A 15,329-nucleotide genomic window follows, 5' to 3' on the forward strand; every position below is an offset into this window, starting at 1 on the left:
AGCAGCACAGAAACACATTTTTACAACTGAAATTATTTCAGCAGTTCTCTTGAAATTACTATTTTTTGTATTTCAGATGTGCCTTCGTATATCTGTGTGATTTTTGCATCGCGCATCAAACGCTCCACATGGTACTCTTTCACGAAACCGTAACCGCCGTGCACCTGTACCGCTTCTATAGTTGTATCCATCGCCACTTTTGATGCAAAAAGCTTCGCCATTGCGCCGGACTTACCATAGTCAGCATGTGTGTCTTTGTCGTAGGCTGCCTGCAGACAAAGCAGACGCGCCGCCTCAATGTTAGTAGCCATATCCGCCAGCTTAAACTGGATAGCCTGGTGCTTGGCGATCTCTACGCCAAATGCCTTACGCTCTTTAGAATACTTAACTGCCAGCTCATAAGCACCTGAAGCGATACCCAATGCCTGCGACGCAATACCGATACGGCCACCCGCCAGGGTAGACATGGCAAACTTAAAGCCGAAGCCATCTTCGCCGATGCGGTTCTCTTTCGGAACTTTCACGTCGGTAAACATCAGCGAGTGCGTGTCAGAGCCACGGATACCCAGCTTGTTTTCTTTCGGGCCGATCTCAAAACCTTCCATGCCACGCTCTACAATAAGTGCGTTAATACCACGGTGGCCTTTGGCTACATCTGTCTGTGCAATAACTAAGTATACAGATGCTGTGCTACCGTTTGTGATCCAGTTTTTGGTACCGTTCAGCAGGTAGTAATCGCCTTTGTCTTCAGCAGTTGTTCTTTGTGAAGTGGCATCAGAACCAGCTTCCGGCTCCGATAAACAGAAGGCACCAATGATCTCACCGGTTGCCAGGCGGGTCAGGTATTTCTGCTTTTGCTCTTCGGTGCCGTATTTCTCAAGGCCCCAGCAAACCAGCGAGTTATTTACCGACATTACAACAGAAGCCGATGCATCTACTTTAGAGATCTCTTCCATGGCCAGTACATAGGAGATGGTATCCATACCGCCACCGCCGTATTTCGGGTCCACCATCATACCCAGGAAGCCCAGCTCGCCCATCTTCTTGATCTGCTCTGCCGGGAATTTCTGGTGCTCATCGCGCTCAATTACGCCCGGTAAAAGTTCTGTCTGAGCAAACTCGCGGGCAGCTTCCTGCACTGCCAGGTGTTCTTCTGTTAACTGAAAGTTCATATAATGTATATTTCAAATAAGGTAAAACGATAATTATTCGGGTGCAAAACTATAAAATACAGCAATATAATTTTAACATGAATGCCAATAAATGTTTATATCTGTACCTGTTACCGGCCAGCAACTACAAACTACAGCTAATAACCTACAAACAGAAACGCCACCCGTACCGAAGTGCAGGTGGCGCTTTGTATATTTATAAACTATAGTTCATTAGTCGCGGCGGCCCATCAGCAGAGACGCATAGTATAATAGCGTGGCCAGCGAACCAAGCGCAGCCACTACGTAGGTCATGGCAGCCCATTTAAGTGCATCTTTTGCCATGCCGTATTCGCGCTGTGTTACAATTCCGTTTGAGCTGATCCAGGCAAGCGCGCGCTTACTGGCATCGAACTCTACCGGCAGTGTCACAAAGCTGAACAGCGTCGTCAGGGCAAACAGGGCCACCCCTATTGCCAGCGGAATTGGTGTAGACTGCAGCATCAGGATACCGATCAGCAGGATCCACTGCATGTAGCGCGAGGCAATACTTAAGGCAGGCACCATGGCCGAACGGAACTTCAGGAAACTATAGGCTTTGGCGTGCTGCACGGCGTGGCCGCACTCGTGCGCTGCTACTGCTACGGCTGCTGCGCTGCGGGCATCATACACATACTCGCTCAGGTTTACTGTTTTATCGGTCGGGTTGTAGTGGTCTGTCAGTCTTCCGGCTACCGAAATTACCCGTACGTCGGTAATGCCGTTATCGGCCAGCATTTGTTCGGCCGCCTCACGTCCGCTTATGCCGGAGCTCAGAGGTATCTGTGAGTATTCTTTAAACTTGCTTTTTAATCGCCAACTTACAAGCCAGCTTGCAAGCATCATGGCAATCATTATAATCCAGATCATGGTTCGTTTAGTCTATTTTTGTTTTAATTGATTCTCTATCTTATTTACGATGTTTGTAGTGGAATAACCGGTAACCAGCGGAACTGTTTTCACTTCGCCACCGGCCTTTAGTACTTCTTCGTGACCTACAATCTGCGCTACGGCATAATCGTCACCCTTTACAAGTATATCCGGTTGTATGGCTTTTATCAGTTCCAGCGGGGTATCGTCGTCAAACAACACTACGGCATCTACAAACAAAAGCGATGCCATAACCCGCGCGCGTGACATTTCGTCCTGAAGCGGCCGGTTCGGACCTTTTATACTGCTGATTGAGCGGTCTGTATTCAGGCCAAGCACCAGTTTATCGCCAAGTTGTCGTGCTTTTTCCAGGTAATCCACGTGGCCCAGGTGCAGCAGATCAAAGCAGCCGTTCGTGAAAACGATCTTCTGGCCCTGGCTGCGCCATAGCTGTAGTTGCTCTAAAAGTTGTGGTAAGGTAAAGATCTTATCGGTTGAGTTCATGGTCTGCTATAGTTTCAGGGGTTGCCGCCATAGTTGGCTTGCGCGACATACCTGCTATAAAACTAAGCACTCCCATTAAAACAACCAAAAGCGTTTGAGAAGTATGCGCCAGCAGCGCGTAAGCCATTCCGGCCTCTTTAGGCACCCCGTAAAGTAATAACGTGGCCTGTACCAGTAAATGATATACACCAATGCCGCCCTGCACCGGTGCTGCCATGCCCAGGCTGCCCACCACCAATACCGAGAGTGCAGCACCATAACCTAAGTTACTTGTACCCGGCAGCGCGTAAAAAACGACCAAACTGGTTCCGTAGTACATGAGCCACACAAAAAAAGTATGTCCCCAGAAAGCGGCCTGGTTATCCAGTTTGGTGATACTGAAAATGCCCTGTAACATGCCTTTCACAAATTGCACAGCTTTCTGGAAAAAAGCATTGTTGCGCAGCTTGTTCAGATACTTCAGGCCGACAAGGAACAGAACTATAGTTACAGCCAGCATAGCGGCCGCCACCCAGTAAAGCGAGCGTACAGTTTGCTCCAGGTTGCTGTACTTATCATGAAGCAGGCCCCAGAAAAAGTCTTTTATCTGGTTGAATTCCGAAAGAAAGGCAACAGCTATCACCAGCAGTAGCAGCAGCATATCCACAAAGCGCTCGGCTATAACGGTACCAAAGCCTTTGTTTACCGGCAGGCCATCGGAGCGGTGCAGCATGGTGCAACGTACCAGTTCGCCTACACGCGGCAACACCAGGTTGGCCACATAGCCCACCATCATGGCATTATAAGTATTTACCAGAGAAGGTTTATAGCCCGTTGGTTTTATCTGCATCTGCCAGCGGTACGCCCGACTCAGGTAAGCCGCTACGCCCATCACCAGCGACAGCAGCACCCAGCCATAGTTGGCATTCTTCAGCTCTGCCCATAGTTTCTCAAAGTCAAGTTCTTTTAAGGCGTACCACATCAGAAATGCAGATACACCAAGCAGTAAACCATACTTGAGAAAAGAGAGCAGCTTTTTCATGCAGTGGCTTGCTTAAACCAGGCGGTTATGCTGATCCGGGAAAACTAAGGTAGGTTTATGGGCTTTCGCATCCGCAAACGGAATGCTGCAGTAAGAAATTACGATAACGATATCGCCTACCTGCACTTTGCGCGCGGCAGGGCCATTTAAGCAAACGGTTCCGGTTCCGCGCTCCCCTTTAATTACATAGGTCTCGAAGCGCTCGCCGTTGTTGATGTTTACGATGGTGACTTTTTCATTCTCCACCACATTGGCGGCATCCATCAGGTCCTCATCAATGGTGATGCTGCCTACATAATGCAGTTCGGCCTGGGTTACCTTACAACGGTGAATCTTGGATTTTAAAACCTCAATATACATGGTTTGTAACTAAATAAAGCGCAAAGTTAGGCAATTGGCAGCAGACATACTATAAAACTATAGTCCCTGCCCCTACTGCCTTTATTCAAACAATTTATACTTCTGTAAGATTCACTACCAGGTTATCGATCAATCGGACAGGTCCTACAAAAGCGGCAATACACAAGGCAACCTCGCCTTCGGCTATAGTTTCTACGGGTTGCAGGTTCAGCGGGTCGGCAATTTCAAAATACTCCAGCTCCACTTCCGGCTTGTTGTTAAGGTAATCGGCCACGGCTGTTTTTATAGTTGCTACCGGCTGTGTTTTAAGCTGAGCTTTTGCCAGTTCCAGCGCCTCGTGCAAACTAACTGCTGTTTGGCGCTGCTCCGCATTCAGGCGTTTGTTACGCGATGACATGGCCAGTCCGTCGGCTTCGCGCACAGTTGGGTAGCACACCAGTTCAATATCAAAACCAAGCCCAACTATAAGCTGCCGAACTATAGCTACCTGCTGCAGGTCCTTCTGCCCGAAATAGGCTTTATGCGGCTGCACCATGTTAAAGAATTTGCCAACTATAGTTGCTACACCGTTAAAGTGTCCCGGGCGCATGGCGCCTTCCATTACCTGCTCCAGCTTTCCGAAACTAAACTGCAACATAGTGTGTTGTGGATATATAGCTTCCGGACTCGGGGAGAAGATAAAATCACAGCCAGTGGTTTGCAGCAATTCTATATCGGCCTCTAAAGTGCGTGGGTATAGTTTGTAGTCGTCGGGGTTGTTAAACTGCGTCGGGTTTACAAAAATGCTGCACACCGTAATGTCGTTATCTTTTACCGATGCGCGCAGCAGTTGCAGGTGGCCTTCGTGCAGGGCACCCATAGTTGGCACAAAGCCTATGCTTTTGCCGCTGCAGCGTAGCGCCTGCATTGTTTGCCGGAGCTCGCTTACCTGCGTAATTACTTGCATATGTTGGTTTTCAGTGTAGGAACTTTAAAAGCCGGCAAAAGTAAGTCACAGCAGATAAAATTGAAAATCAGAATAAAAAATACTAATTTTGCACGTCCCAATACTGTTGCTTATTAATTTTTAATTACAAACTCATGTCTAAATTGCGAATCCTTTACGCCGCCACCGAGATCCTTCCCTTCCTTCAGACCACAAAAGTAGCAGAGTTTCTGAATACGTTGCCACAGGCTATGCAGGAAAGAGGTATGGAGATCCGTATTTTTGTGCCTCGGTTCGGTATTATAAACGAGCGCAAGAACCGTTTGCATGAGGTTGTACGCCTTTCCGGAATTAATATTGCTGTTGGCGACGACGAGAAACCGCTGGTAATCAAGGTGGCTTCTATCCCGAATGCCAAATTACAGGTATATTTTATTGACAACGAAGACTATTTTCACAGAAAGTCCGTTTTTGTTGACAAAAACAACAAGTTTCATCAGGACAATGACGAGCGTGCCATCTTCTTCTGCAAGGGCGTGCTGGAAACCGTGAAGAAACTGGGCTGGGCCCCGGACATTGTGCATTGCAACGACTGGATGACCGGCCTGATACCAATGTACCTGAAAACAACTTACAAAAAAGACCCTATCTTTAAAGATTCGAAGTCGATGTTTACGGTGTATAACCACAACTATACCCATAAATTTGACGGCGACCTGGCCGAGAAAGTAAAAATGCTGGACATTGACGACAGCATGCTGGCTCACCTGAAATCTGCCGACATCGACAGCTTCCTGAAGATAGGAATGGAGTATGCCGATTCAGTGATCAAAACGAACGAAGACTTCAGCGACAACATTAACGCTCTGTTCAGCGACTTCACAGCCAAGAACATCAGCACTGTTAGCGCCGACGACACCCTTTTAGATTCATACTATAACCTGTATAATGAACTCAGCCGTTAGAAGATTTACCCTTTTCTTCTTTTCACTTGCCGCACTTGCATCCTGCGAAGATCCATCAGACATAGGTTTAGACCTGCAGGATGAGAACCTGATCGGAACACAATATACTGAGCTGGCCATAGAAGCCGGAACCGTACTGCAACCAGACTCCATTTTAGCTTTTAACCAGAGCCGTGCTGTGCTGGGAGGTTATCAGGATGCGACGCTGGGTAATGTAAAGGCTACCGTTTTTACAGAGCTTTCTCTGTCCGGGACTGACCTGAACTTTGGCGAAAACCCTGTGCTGGATTCTGTAACGCTTACCCTGGATTACGATGTGATCTATGGCGCGGCGGGCCATGAGCTGTCTTTCAACATTCACCGCCTGTCGCAGGGCTTTAACGAAAAGGCGTCTTACTTCACCAATTCGTCGTTGCCTTACGAGAGCGAAATACTGGGCGATACAACCTTTAAGCCGGAACTGATAACGGAAAAAGATAGTGTAACCAAACAGGAAAAACAGTTCTACAGAGTACCAACCATTCACCTGGAGCGTGCTTTCGGGCAGGAGTTGCTGAACCAGTCGGGCAAAACGCCGCTTAAAACGCAGCCTAATTTTGTGCAGTACCTGAAAGGCCTGGCTATAGTTCCGACAGAGGAATCGCCGCGCGTGATGATAGGCCTGAACCTGGGTAGCAATACCAAAATGGTGCTTTACTATAAGAATGGCACCGACACCACCCGTAAATCGCATACTTTCTTATTCTCGGGTATGGGCGCCAGAGACTTTTCGCGCATAACTGCCAACAGAAGCGGTACGGCGCTGGCTAACCTGCAAAAAGGAGAATTGCTTCCGGCTGAACAGGTTGGCGGAGAAACGTATCTGCAGTCGAGCACGGCACTTTTAACAAAACTGACCATTCCGTTCCTTGAAGAATTAAAGGAAGAGCACGGCAACATTGTGATAAATCGCGCCGAACTGGTACTGCCTGTTAAAAACGGAACAGAGGTAACAATAAAACCGCCTTCTAAACTGGCCATGTATATTGCCAATGGCAACCGCATTAAGGAAACCAGCGGCGGCGAGGCAATTACGGTACCAAAGGACCTGACCTATGCCATCAACTCGAATGGTTACCCGGCAGAACTGACCTATAACAGTAAAAAGAACGAGTACTCAGCCAACATTACAGCTTATATACAGGCCGTGCTGCTTGGCCAGAAACCAAACGCCAGCATCCTTGTAGGGCCCGCCAGGTTCTCTTCTACCAGTTCGGCAGGTACTACCATGGCAAGCAAGGAGATCATCCCTTACAGAGCTATCCTGAGCAACACAGCTGAGCGTGGCATGAAACTGCGCGTTTACTTCACAAAACTGGATTAAATTATATCATAAAATACTTTTTAACAGGTACCTTTGCGGGTACCTATTTTTTGTGGGTATCGATTATAGTATTTACACAACAGACTTATGTGCGGAATTGTAGCATATGTAGGGCACAGAGAAGCTTGCCCGATCATTATTAAAGGCCTGAAGCGCCTGGAATACAGAGGATATGACAGCGCAGGTATTGCCCTGATGAATGGCAACCTGAATGTTTATAAGAAAAAGGGGAAGGTAAGTGAGCTGGAAACATTCATAGCTGACAAAAATGTACACGGCAACATTGGTATGGGCCATACGCGTTGGGCTACCCACGGCGAACCGAACGATGTAAATGCACACCCGCACTATTCTTCTTCGGGCAAAATTGCCATTATCCACAACGGCATCATCGAGAACTATGCCTCTCTTAAAACACTGTTGATAGAGAAAGGCCATACCTTCCAGTCCGATACCGATTCTGAAGTTTTCATTAACCTGATAGAGGATATCCGCAGCACAACCAACTGCACCTTAGTAGAGGCTGTACGCTTAGCCCTGCACGAAGTAGTTGGAGCCTATGCTATAGTTGTGCTGTCTAAAGACGACCCGAACCACCTGGTAGCTGCCCGTAAAGGTAGCCCGCTGGTAGTTGGTGTTGGCGAAGGCGAATATTTCTTTGCATCAGACGCTACACCGATCATTGAGTATACCAACGATGTGATCTACCTGAACGACCACGAAATTGCGGTGGTGAAAGATGGCGTGTTAGACATCCGTACAAAAGAAGACGTGCAGCAGACACCTTATATTCAGCGCCTGGAGCTTGCCCTGGAGTCGATTGAGAAAGGTGGCTACGAACACTTTATGCTGAAAGAGATCTATGAGCAGCCACGCTCTATCCTGGACAGCATGCGCGGCCGTATGATCGCTGAAAACAACCACCTGATGATGGGCGGTGTGCGTGAGTACGAGAACAAGTTTGTAAATGCTAACCGTATTCTGATAGTTGCCTGCGGTACCTCGTGGCATGCCGGCCTTGTGGCTGAGTACCTGATCGAAGACCTGGCACGCATTCCGGTTGAAGTAGAATATGCTTCGGAGTTCCGTTACCGCAACCCGATCGTGAACGAGAACGACATCGTGATCGCTATTTCGCAGTCTGGTGAGACAGCCGATACACTGGCCGCGATAGAACTGGCAAAATCAAAAGGTGCTACTATTTTCGGTATCTGTAACGTGGTGGGTTCGTCTATTGCCCGTGCTACCGATGCCGGCGCTTATACACACGCAGGTCCTGAAATTGGGGTGGCCTCCACCAAAGCCTTTACTGCGCAGGTTACGGTGCTTACACTTATTGCCATGATCATCGGCAGCAAGCGCGGAACCATCGAAACATCCAAACTACACCAGCTGATTGCTGAACTGGAGCAGATACCGGCGAAGGTAGAGCAAACCCTGAAGCTGGATGCACAGATACAGGAGATCTCTGCGATCTATAAAGACGCTACTAACTTCCTGTACTTGGGCCGTGGTTATAACTTCCCAGTTGCCCTGGAAGGCGCGCTTAAACTCAAAGAGATATCTTACATACACGCAGAAGGTTACCCGGCTGCCGAAATGAAGCACGGACCGATCGCTCTGATAGATGAGCACATGCCGGTCGTGGTAATTGCCACCAAGGACAGCTCTTATGAGAAGATCGTATCGAATGTGCAGGAAGTGAAAGCCCGCAAAGGCAAAGTAATCGCGATCGTAACGGAAGGCGATACCACTATACCAGCCATGGCTGACCACGTGATAGAGATTCCGGAAACGAGCGAGCACCTGATGCCATTGTTATCGGTGGTACCACTGCAGTTACTGTCTTACCACGTAGCGGTAATGCGCGGCTGTAACGTAGACCAGCCTCGTAACCTTGCAAAATCTGTAACAGTAGAGTAATCTATAGTTATTATAAAACAGAAAAGGAGACCCGCACAGGTCTCCTTTTTTTATCAGCAATAGTTTATAGTTGCAGCTATAGTTTCGTTTAACTTTATTTCTGTCCTCGCTCGCGTCCCGCGGGTGTGAGCTACCTGCGGACTCTGGCCGCTATAAATCAGGTTTGCTACTAAACTATAGATTAATATGTGTTGGGGCTAACGTGGCGGGACGCCACCTGTTGCTCACACTCGCGGGACGCGAGCGAGGGCGATTACCTAAAACTTATAGTTCAAACTTTTCGCCACGCAGGAACTTGGTCTTCAATAGCGGACATACTTTGTAGCGTTCTTCTTTGGTGTCGTTGTACACGGCCTGCAGTACGTTGTAAACATTCTCTATCCCGATCAGGTTCGCCCACTCAAACGGACCTTTCGGGTAGTTGGTGCCCAGTTTCATGCCCAGGTCTATGTCTTCTATAGTTGCTGTTTGCTCCTGCAAAGTATAGCAGGCCTCGTTAATGATCATACAGATAATGCGGGGCGTAACCAGTCCGGCACGGTCTTCCACTACCAGAAACTCAGCCCCCAGCTCGTTACACACTTCTATCAGCGCCGACTCGGAGCGCTTGTTGTACAGGCTTACTTCCAGCACCGGGCGGTTAAAAAGCGATGGCAGTCCGTTAAAGCCGATCAGTGTGCAGGGTTTCTCTACCCCTGATGCTTTGACAAGGGCAGCCAGCTGCACCGTAGCAGTATTACAGAAAACAACTTGTTCGCGGGCATACAGGCTCAGGCGCTCCGGCTGTTCGTGCAGCAAAAAGTCAAATACCACATCGGATGGCTCTAACTGCTCGTCGATGATATTGTGGCTTTGCAGGAACGTGTAACGTACACCGTTGTTCGATTCCGGAAACTTTTGCCTGAACTCATGGGCCATTTCGGGGCCGGCCAAAACAAGTATGCGCATAAATCTGTATTTTTGATGGTAAAGATAAACATTTAACTTAATTCAGAATGGCACATACTATCGTTAACGCACAGAATGCACCAGCCCCGATCGGGCCTTACAGCCAGGCAACTATGGCCAACGGCGTACTTTATGTTTCCGGACAAATTCCGCTGAACCAGCAAACGGGCGAACTGGTAACGGGCACCATCGAAGAAGAAACGCACATGGTCATGAAAAACCTGCAGTACATTCTTAACGAGGCGGGCATGGATTTCAACAACGTAGTAAAGTGCAGCATTTTTGTAAAAGACCTGAACAACTTCGGCAAAATAAACGAAACGTATGGCAGCTACTTTACCAGCAACCCACCAGCCCGCGAAACCGTGGAAGTAAGCCGCCTTCCAAAAGATGTAACCGTAGAGATATCTTGCATCGCAGTAAAATAAAACTTCTGAACCAAGATTTTTCTGGCAAAGGACAAAAGACAAAGGAATAAGCTTCTGCGTTTTTTGTCCTTTTTGTCTGAATCAAGATCTACAGCATTATAAGATTTTCAGGATTTCGGCCTTTGCTATAGTTCAAATTATAGTTCTATAGTTGCTTCATTATCGTTGGCGCGGGTTTGTAGCCCGTGCCTAACTATAGGGTTGAGTTTGTAACTCTACTGGCCCGGCGGGACAGGCAATTCCGCTAGTGCTGGCTATAGTTTTATAGTTGGCGTTTGTCATCCCCCTGCCCCCTTCAAAGGGGGACTTTCTACTACTAATATAGTTAGAACAGCTATAGTTCTATAGTTAGCAAACACACCCCAACCCCTCTCAAGAGGGGAATTTCGGTTATTGCTATAGTTAAACTATAGTTTTATAGTTCAGGTAAGCTCCCATTTAAACTCCCAAACTTTCTAACTTCCCAACTTTCTAACTATCAAATATTCGCTCCCTGCACGGCTTCGCTTTCATCTTCTCCGGATGGTGGTGTAGCTATAGTTTCTTCGCCGTACACTTCCTGGGCATGTTTACCGGGTTCTGCGTTTACCGCCGAGTTGCCGACTTCTATTTCCTGCCTGATAACGCGCACGGCATAGGTGGCCGGGTAAATGTTATGGCCGTATTTGCGGGAATACACAAACGTAAAAACCGCTCCGAAAAAGATGATCTGGGAGGTAAAGAACACCCACGTCAGTATAATGACCACAGAGCCCGCCGCGCCGTACACCGAGGCCACATCGTTTTTGCCCAGGTAAAACCCGATAATTCCCCTGAAAACGGAAAAAAGCACCGCTGTCACCACAGCTCCTACCCACACATCGCGCCATTTGATTTTGGCATCCGGCAGAAACTTATAGATACAGCCAAACAGGAAGGTCATCATCACGAGGCTGGACATGAAATTTGCCAGATGCAAGATGTATACCACCCAACCTGATAACCGTGCCGTCAGAAAATCGCCGACTATAACCAGTACCGTGTTGGCCAGCAACGAGAGCAGCAGGATAATGGCAATGGCCAGGATCATCCCAAACGACAGGAAACGGTCGAGCACCAGTTTAATGTAACCCCGTTTGGGCTTGGGTTTAACAAACCATATTTCGTTCAGCGAGTCCTGCAGCGATACAAAAAGGCCGGTTGCGGCAATAAACAGTGCTGTCCCGCCAACTATAGCTGCCAGGTTCAGGTTACTGAAAGCATTCACGTTCTCCACCATCTTCTGCACCGCATAAGCACCTTCCGAACCAATAAGCTCCTTAATTCTATAGTAGATCTCGCCGGACACGGCCTGCTCTGACAGAAAATAACTGCTGGCACTGATGATGATAATGAGCATGGGCGGCAACGCGAAAATGGTATAGTAGGCCAGTGCGGCGCCCTTCTGAAATGAGTTATTGTCCAGGAACTCTAACCATGTTTCCTGGAGCAGGCACCAAACCATGTGTAGCCGCTTACGTACCATGCGGGTAGCTTTTAAACTGCATACTAAGCAGATACGCAAACGCCTGATATTGTTTGTACTTGCCCTACTCCTATTAAAGAATAGCCTGCAGGCAAACCAGCCTTTTTCGCTTACTATTCCATAGTTTATTTTGTAAATTGCGCCCGAATTAGAAGATTACAAGACGACGACCATACATGGAAAGAGAAGTAAGAGTACGCTTTGCACCAAGCCCGACCGGGGCGCTACATATAGGCGGTGTTCGCACGGCCCTTTACAACTACCTGCTGGCCCGTAAAACAGGCGGCAAAATGATATTGCGCATCGAGGATACAGACCAGAACCGTTTTGTACCGGGTGCTGAAGATTACATCCGTCAGTCGCTGGAGTGGTGCGGCATTGAGCTGGATGAAAGCCCATGGAACGGTGGCCCGTATGCGCCTTACCGCCAGTCGGAGCGAAAGCCAATGTACATGCAGTATGCCCTGCAGCTGGTAAACGATGGCCATGCGTATTATGCTTTTGATACAGCCGAAGAACTGGAGGCTATGCGTGAGCGCCTGAAAGCTGCCAAAGTAGCCACGCCACAGTATAATGCCATTACCCGCGCCACGATGCGCAACTCGCTTACCATGCCCGAAGATGAAGTAAAGAAGCTTCTGGAGTCTGGCGCACCGTATGTGATCCGTTTAAAAGTGCCGCGTAAAGAAGAAATCCGCCTGAAAGACCTGATCCGTGGTTGGGTAATGGTGCACTCTTCTTCTATAGATGATAAAGTATTGATGAAGTCGGATGGCATGCCGACCTACCACCTGGCTAATATTGTGGATGACCACCTGATGAAGATCACGCACGTGATTCGTGGGGAAGAGTGGTTGCCATCTGCGCCGCTGCACGTATTGCTGTACCGCTACCTGGGCTGGGAAGATACCATGCCGGAGTTTGCGCACCTGCCACTGCTGCTGAAGCCAGATGGCAATGGTAAGCTTAGCAAGCGCGATGGTGATAAGTTAGGTTTCCCGGTATTCCCGCTGCGTTGGGTAGATCCGTTTACAAACGAGGTTTCGTCTGGTTACCGCGAAAGTGGTTACCTGCCTGAAGCTTTCATCAATTTCCTGGCATTCCTGGGCTGGAACCCGGGCACGCAGCAGGAGATCTTCTCGATGGAAGAACTGGCAAACGAGTTTACAGTTGAGCGTATCGGTAAATCCGGTACCCGCTTCGATATTCAGAAAGCCCGCTGGTTTAACGAGCAGTATTTAAGAGCCAAGCCGGACAGCGAACTGGCAGTTTACTTATTGCAGGCCCTGGAAGAACACAATATCTCTTGCACCCCGGAGAAGGCAGAGAAGGTAGCAGGCCTGATGAAAGAGCGCGTTAGCTTTCCGCAGGAATTCTGGAAAGAAGCCGCTTATTTCTTTGTAGCGCCTACAGAGTTTAACGAGAAAGTAGCCTCTAAAAAGTGGAATGCGCAGTCGGTGGCGGTATTTGAAGAGTTTAAGAATGAGCTGCCAACTATAGCCGACTTCAATGCTGATTCGGTAAAAGACCTGCTGGTAACGATACTGGAGCGCCACGGCATGAAGATCGGACAGGTAATGCAGGCACTCCGTCTTGCTGTAACCGGCGCCGAAGCCGGCCCTGACCTGATGCAGATCATTGAGATCATCGGACGCGACGAGACTATAACCCGCGTCGAAACAGCTATTGCCAAACTGAGCCAGTACGTTACTGCTGCCTAAGCAACTATAGCTTTAAACTATAAGGCTGATCCTGCAAAAGGGTCAGCCTTTTTTATTGTGCCAAACTATAGCTAAAGTGCCTTATCGCAACTATTTGGCTTTTTATACTTATACATCAGGGAGTTTAAATGAAAAAAACATGGCCAGAAATAAGAAACCCGATAAGAGTAAAAAGAAATCGAAAGTGCACAAGGACCTGGAAGGCTTTGAAATAAAGGTAAACGAGCACGGCGAGATCATCTCAAACTATAGCATTGATAAGATCAACGAGTTCCTGAACAAGAATGTGGACGATAAGAAACTGATGAAGCGCGACGCTGCCGAAAAAGCCAAGCGCGAAGAAGAGGAAGAGTATCACATTGAGGAAGGTGAAGAAGTAGAAGAAACGGAAGAGGATTTTGTGCGCGGCACCAGCTCCGTGTCGGATGACGAGGAAGACCTGCCAAAGCTTAAGAAAAAGAAGGATACGGAAGAGGACGACGAAGAAGACTAACTATAAATTCGGTGCCTTTTACCAACTATAGCTGCAGGTTAGAGCTATAGTTGCCTTCAACTTTTCGGCTAATTCCCTATATTGCTCTCTATAACTAACCTGAATCTATACTATGAGAAATTCTCACGAAATTGACTACAAGATCTTTGGTAACGACATACAGGTGCTGGAGATAGAGCTGGACCCGCAGGAGACGGTAATTGCTGAAGCTGGCGCTATGGTGTATATGGAAGAGGGCATTGAGTTCCAGGCTAAAATGGGCGACGGTTCCAATCCCAGCCAGGGCTTTTTCGGCAAGCTGGTTTCGGCAGGCAGCCGCCTTATTACCGGCGAGTCGTTGTTTATGACGCACTTTACGCACATGGGCCACGGCAAAAGCCGCGTTGCTTTCTCGGCTCCTTACCCGGGCACCATCCTTCCGGTTGACCTGCGCAACATGCGCAACAACAGCCTGATTACGCAGAAAGATGCATTTCTGGCTGCAGCACTGGGCACTAAACTGAGCATACACTTTAACCAACGATTAGGCGCAGGCTTTTTTGGTGGCGAAGGCTTTATACTACAGCGCATGCAGGGCGATGGCATGGCCTTTATACATGCCGGCGGAACTATAGTTGAGAAGCAACTGAACAACGAAACCCTGCGCGTAGACACCGGTTGCGTGGTAGCGTTTGAAGAAGGTATTGATTTCAGTGTGCAACGTGCCGGCGGCCTGAAGTCGATGATCTTCGGTGGCGAAGGTTTGTTTTTGGCTACGTTGCGTGGCACAGGCCGCGTGTGGTTGCAGTCTATGCCGGTTAAGAAACTGATCCAGGCACTGATGCCACACGGCGAGAACGCTAAAAAAGAAGGCAGCATTCTGAGCAGCTTCCTGGAGTAGAAGGTCGCTTCGCTCCCAATTATGAATTAGAAATTATAAATTAGGAATGGGCTATAACTATAGTTTATAGTTTGGCTTTAACAATAAAAATCCCCGGCAGGTCTGTACTTGCCGGGGATTTCTTTTTATGCTGTTTTATGCCGCAAGTTTAGCGGAGCGTAACTTGTGGCTGTGTATGGCGGCCAGTTTGTAACTGGCCTTGCTTTGCAAAAGCAGGAAACACTATAGCTGCAA

General features: G+C 48.3%; 15 protein-coding genes. 7 read left to right on the plus strand and 8 right to left on the minus strand.

Going from position 1 to position 15,329, the window contains the following annotated elements; translation table 11 throughout:
• Positions 1–32: 32 nt before the first annotated feature.
• The 6 genes from H7F15_RS00555 to panC form a co-directional block, all read right to left on the minus strand.
• Complete coding sequence (locus H7F15_RS00555) at positions 33–1,172, minus strand: acyl-CoA dehydrogenase (protein WP_185195000.1); 1,140 nt, start codon at positions 1,170–1,172, stop codon at positions 33–35.
• Between the two features lie 213 nt (positions 1,173–1,385).
• A complete protein-coding gene (locus H7F15_RS00560; RefSeq protein WP_185195001.1) occupies positions 1,386–2,060 on the minus strand; it encodes a zinc metallopeptidase in 675 nt (224 codons plus the stop codon).
• A 12-nt stretch (positions 2,061–2,072) separates the two neighbouring features.
• Entirely contained in the window at positions 2,073–2,564 is a 492-nt protein-coding gene (gene rfaE2 / locus H7F15_RS00565) for a D-glycero-beta-D-manno-heptose 1-phosphate adenylyltransferase (protein WP_185195002.1), read from the minus strand.
• Positions 2,548–3,585 (minus strand): lysylphosphatidylglycerol synthase transmembrane domain-containing protein, encoded by a 1,038-nt coding sequence (locus tag H7F15_RS00570; protein ID WP_185195003.1) that lies wholly within the window; start codon positions 3,583–3,585, stop codon positions 2,548–2,550. Before H7F15_RS00570 ends, rfaE2 begins: the two co-directional genes overlap by 17 nt.
• A 12-nt stretch (positions 3,586–3,597) precedes the next feature.
• Positions 3,598–3,945, minus strand: a complete 348-nt coding sequence (gene panD, locus H7F15_RS00575) for an aspartate 1-decarboxylase (protein ID WP_162428040.1) — start codon at positions 3,943–3,945, stop codon at positions 3,598–3,600.
• A 94-nt stretch (positions 3,946–4,039) separates the two neighbouring features.
• Positions 4,040–4,891, minus strand: a complete 852-nt coding sequence (panC, locus tag H7F15_RS00580) for a pantoate--beta-alanine ligase (RefSeq protein ID WP_185195004.1) — start codon at positions 4,889–4,891, stop codon at positions 4,040–4,042.
• A gap of 134 nt (positions 4,892–5,025) precedes the next feature.
• On the opposite strand from panC, the gene H7F15_RS00585 reads away from it, so the two are divergent.
• The 3 genes from H7F15_RS00585 to glmS all read left to right on the plus strand — a co-directional run bounded on the left by H7F15_RS00585 (position 5,026) and on the right by glmS (position 9,121).
• Entirely contained in the window at positions 5,026–5,835 is an 810-nt protein-coding gene (locus tag H7F15_RS00585; RefSeq protein WP_185195005.1) for a glycogen/starch synthase, read from the plus strand.
• Complete coding sequence (locus H7F15_RS00590; RefSeq protein WP_185195006.1) at positions 5,819–7,198, plus strand: DUF4270 family protein; 1,380 nt, start codon at positions 5,819–5,821, stop codon at positions 7,196–7,198. Before H7F15_RS00585 ends, H7F15_RS00590 begins: the two co-directional genes overlap by 17 nt.
• 87 nt (positions 7,199–7,285) lie before the next feature.
• On the plus strand, positions 7,286–9,121 hold the full coding sequence (gene glmS / locus H7F15_RS00595; RefSeq protein WP_185195007.1) for a glutamine--fructose-6-phosphate transaminase (isomerizing): 1,836 nt from the start codon (positions 7,286–7,288) through the stop codon (positions 9,119–9,121).
• 264 nt (positions 9,122–9,385) lie between these two features.
• On the opposite strand, the gene H7F15_RS00600 is transcribed toward glmS, so the two are convergent.
• Complete coding sequence (locus H7F15_RS00600; RefSeq protein ID WP_185195008.1) at positions 9,386–10,069, minus strand: 3-hydroxyacyl-CoA dehydrogenase family protein; 684 nt, start codon at positions 10,067–10,069, stop codon at positions 9,386–9,388.
• A gap of 47 nt (positions 10,070–10,116) precedes the next feature.
• Here H7F15_RS00600 and H7F15_RS00605 point away from each other — a divergent pair, with 47 nt between their 5' ends.
• Complete coding sequence (locus H7F15_RS00605; protein ID WP_185195009.1) at positions 10,117–10,497, plus strand: RidA family protein; 381 nt, start codon at positions 10,117–10,119, stop codon at positions 10,495–10,497.
• A gap of 478 nt (positions 10,498–10,975) precedes the next feature.
• Here H7F15_RS00605 and H7F15_RS00610 read toward each other — a convergent pair whose 3' ends face one another.
• Positions 10,976–12,001, minus strand: a complete 1,026-nt coding sequence (locus H7F15_RS00610; RefSeq protein WP_185195010.1) for a YihY/virulence factor BrkB family protein — start codon at positions 11,999–12,001, stop codon at positions 10,976–10,978.
• Between the two features lie 176 nt (positions 12,002–12,177).
• Here H7F15_RS00610 and gltX point away from each other — a divergent pair, with 176 nt between their 5' ends.
• The 3 genes from gltX to H7F15_RS00625 all read left to right on the plus strand — a co-directional run bounded on the left by gltX (position 12,178) and on the right by H7F15_RS00625 (position 15,095).
• Positions 12,178–13,722 carry a glutamate--tRNA ligase gene (gene gltX, locus H7F15_RS00615; RefSeq protein ID WP_185195011.1) on the plus strand — a complete coding sequence of 515 codons (1,545 nt, stop codon included), beginning with the start codon at positions 12,178–12,180 and terminating at the stop codon, positions 13,720–13,722.
• Positions 13,723–13,861: 139 nt separating this feature from the next.
• Positions 13,862–14,215: a hypothetical protein gene (locus tag H7F15_RS00620; protein ID WP_185195012.1), complete on the plus strand. Its 354-nt coding sequence runs from the start codon at positions 13,862–13,864 to the stop codon at positions 14,213–14,215.
• Between the two features lie 112 nt (positions 14,216–14,327).
• Positions 14,328–15,095, plus strand: coding sequence for a TIGR00266 family protein (locus H7F15_RS00625; RefSeq protein WP_185195013.1), 768 nt, complete (start codon positions 14,328–14,330; stop codon positions 15,093–15,095).
• The last annotated feature ends 234 nt before the right edge of the window (positions 15,096–15,329 follow it).

This window comes from Pontibacter sp. Tf4 (assembly GCF_014212495.1).
In the GTDB taxonomy this organism is placed as follows: Bacteria; Bacteroidota; Bacteroidia; order Cytophagales; family Hymenobacteraceae; genus Pontibacter.

What these genes read in the sequence shown, in the direction of transcription:
- H7F15_RS00555 (WP_185195000.1), bottom strand. Translation starts at nt 1,172, where the DNA reads ATGAACTTTCAGTTAACAGAAGAACACCTGGCAGTGCAGGAAGCTGCC.
- H7F15_RS00560 (WP_185195001.1), bottom strand. Translation starts at nt 2,060, where the DNA reads ATGATCTGGATTATAATGATTGCCATGATGCTTGCAAGCTGGCTTGTA.
- rfaE2 (WP_185195002.1), bottom strand. Translation starts at nt 2,564, where the DNA reads ATGAACTCAACCGATAAGATCTTTACCTTACCACAACTTTTAGAGCAA.
- H7F15_RS00570 (WP_185195003.1), bottom strand. Translation starts at nt 3,585, where the DNA reads ATGAAAAAGCTGCTCTCTTTTCTCAAGTATGGTTTACTGCTTGGTGTA.
- panD (WP_162428040.1), bottom strand. Translation starts at nt 3,945, where the DNA reads ATGTATATTGAGGTTTTAAAATCCAAGATTCACCGTTGTAAGGTAACC.
- panC (WP_185195004.1), bottom strand. Translation starts at nt 4,891, where the DNA reads ATGCAAGTAATTACGCAGGTAAGCGAGCTCCGGCAAACAATGCAGGCG.
- H7F15_RS00585 (WP_185195005.1), top strand. Translation starts at nt 5,026, where the DNA reads ATGTCTAAATTGCGAATCCTTTACGCCGCCACCGAGATCCTTCCCTTC.
- H7F15_RS00590 (WP_185195006.1), top strand. Translation starts at nt 5,819, where the DNA reads ATGAACTCAGCCGTTAGAAGATTTACCCTTTTCTTCTTTTCACTTGCC.
- glmS (WP_185195007.1), top strand. Translation starts at nt 7,286, where the DNA reads ATGTGCGGAATTGTAGCATATGTAGGGCACAGAGAAGCTTGCCCGATC.
- H7F15_RS00600 (WP_185195008.1), bottom strand. Translation starts at nt 10,069, where the DNA reads ATGCGCATACTTGTTTTGGCCGGCCCCGAAATGGCCCATGAGTTCAGG.
- H7F15_RS00605 (WP_185195009.1), top strand. Translation starts at nt 10,117, where the DNA reads ATGGCACATACTATCGTTAACGCACAGAATGCACCAGCCCCGATCGGG.
- H7F15_RS00610 (WP_185195010.1), bottom strand. Translation starts at nt 12,001, where the DNA reads ATGGTACGTAAGCGGCTACACATGGTTTGGTGCCTGCTCCAGGAAACA.
- gltX (WP_185195011.1), top strand. Translation starts at nt 12,178, where the DNA reads ATGGAAAGAGAAGTAAGAGTACGCTTTGCACCAAGCCCGACCGGGGCG.
- H7F15_RS00620 (WP_185195012.1), top strand. Translation starts at nt 13,862, where the DNA reads ATGGCCAGAAATAAGAAACCCGATAAGAGTAAAAAGAAATCGAAAGTG.
- H7F15_RS00625 (WP_185195013.1), top strand. Translation starts at nt 14,328, where the DNA reads ATGAGAAATTCTCACGAAATTGACTACAAGATCTTTGGTAACGACATA.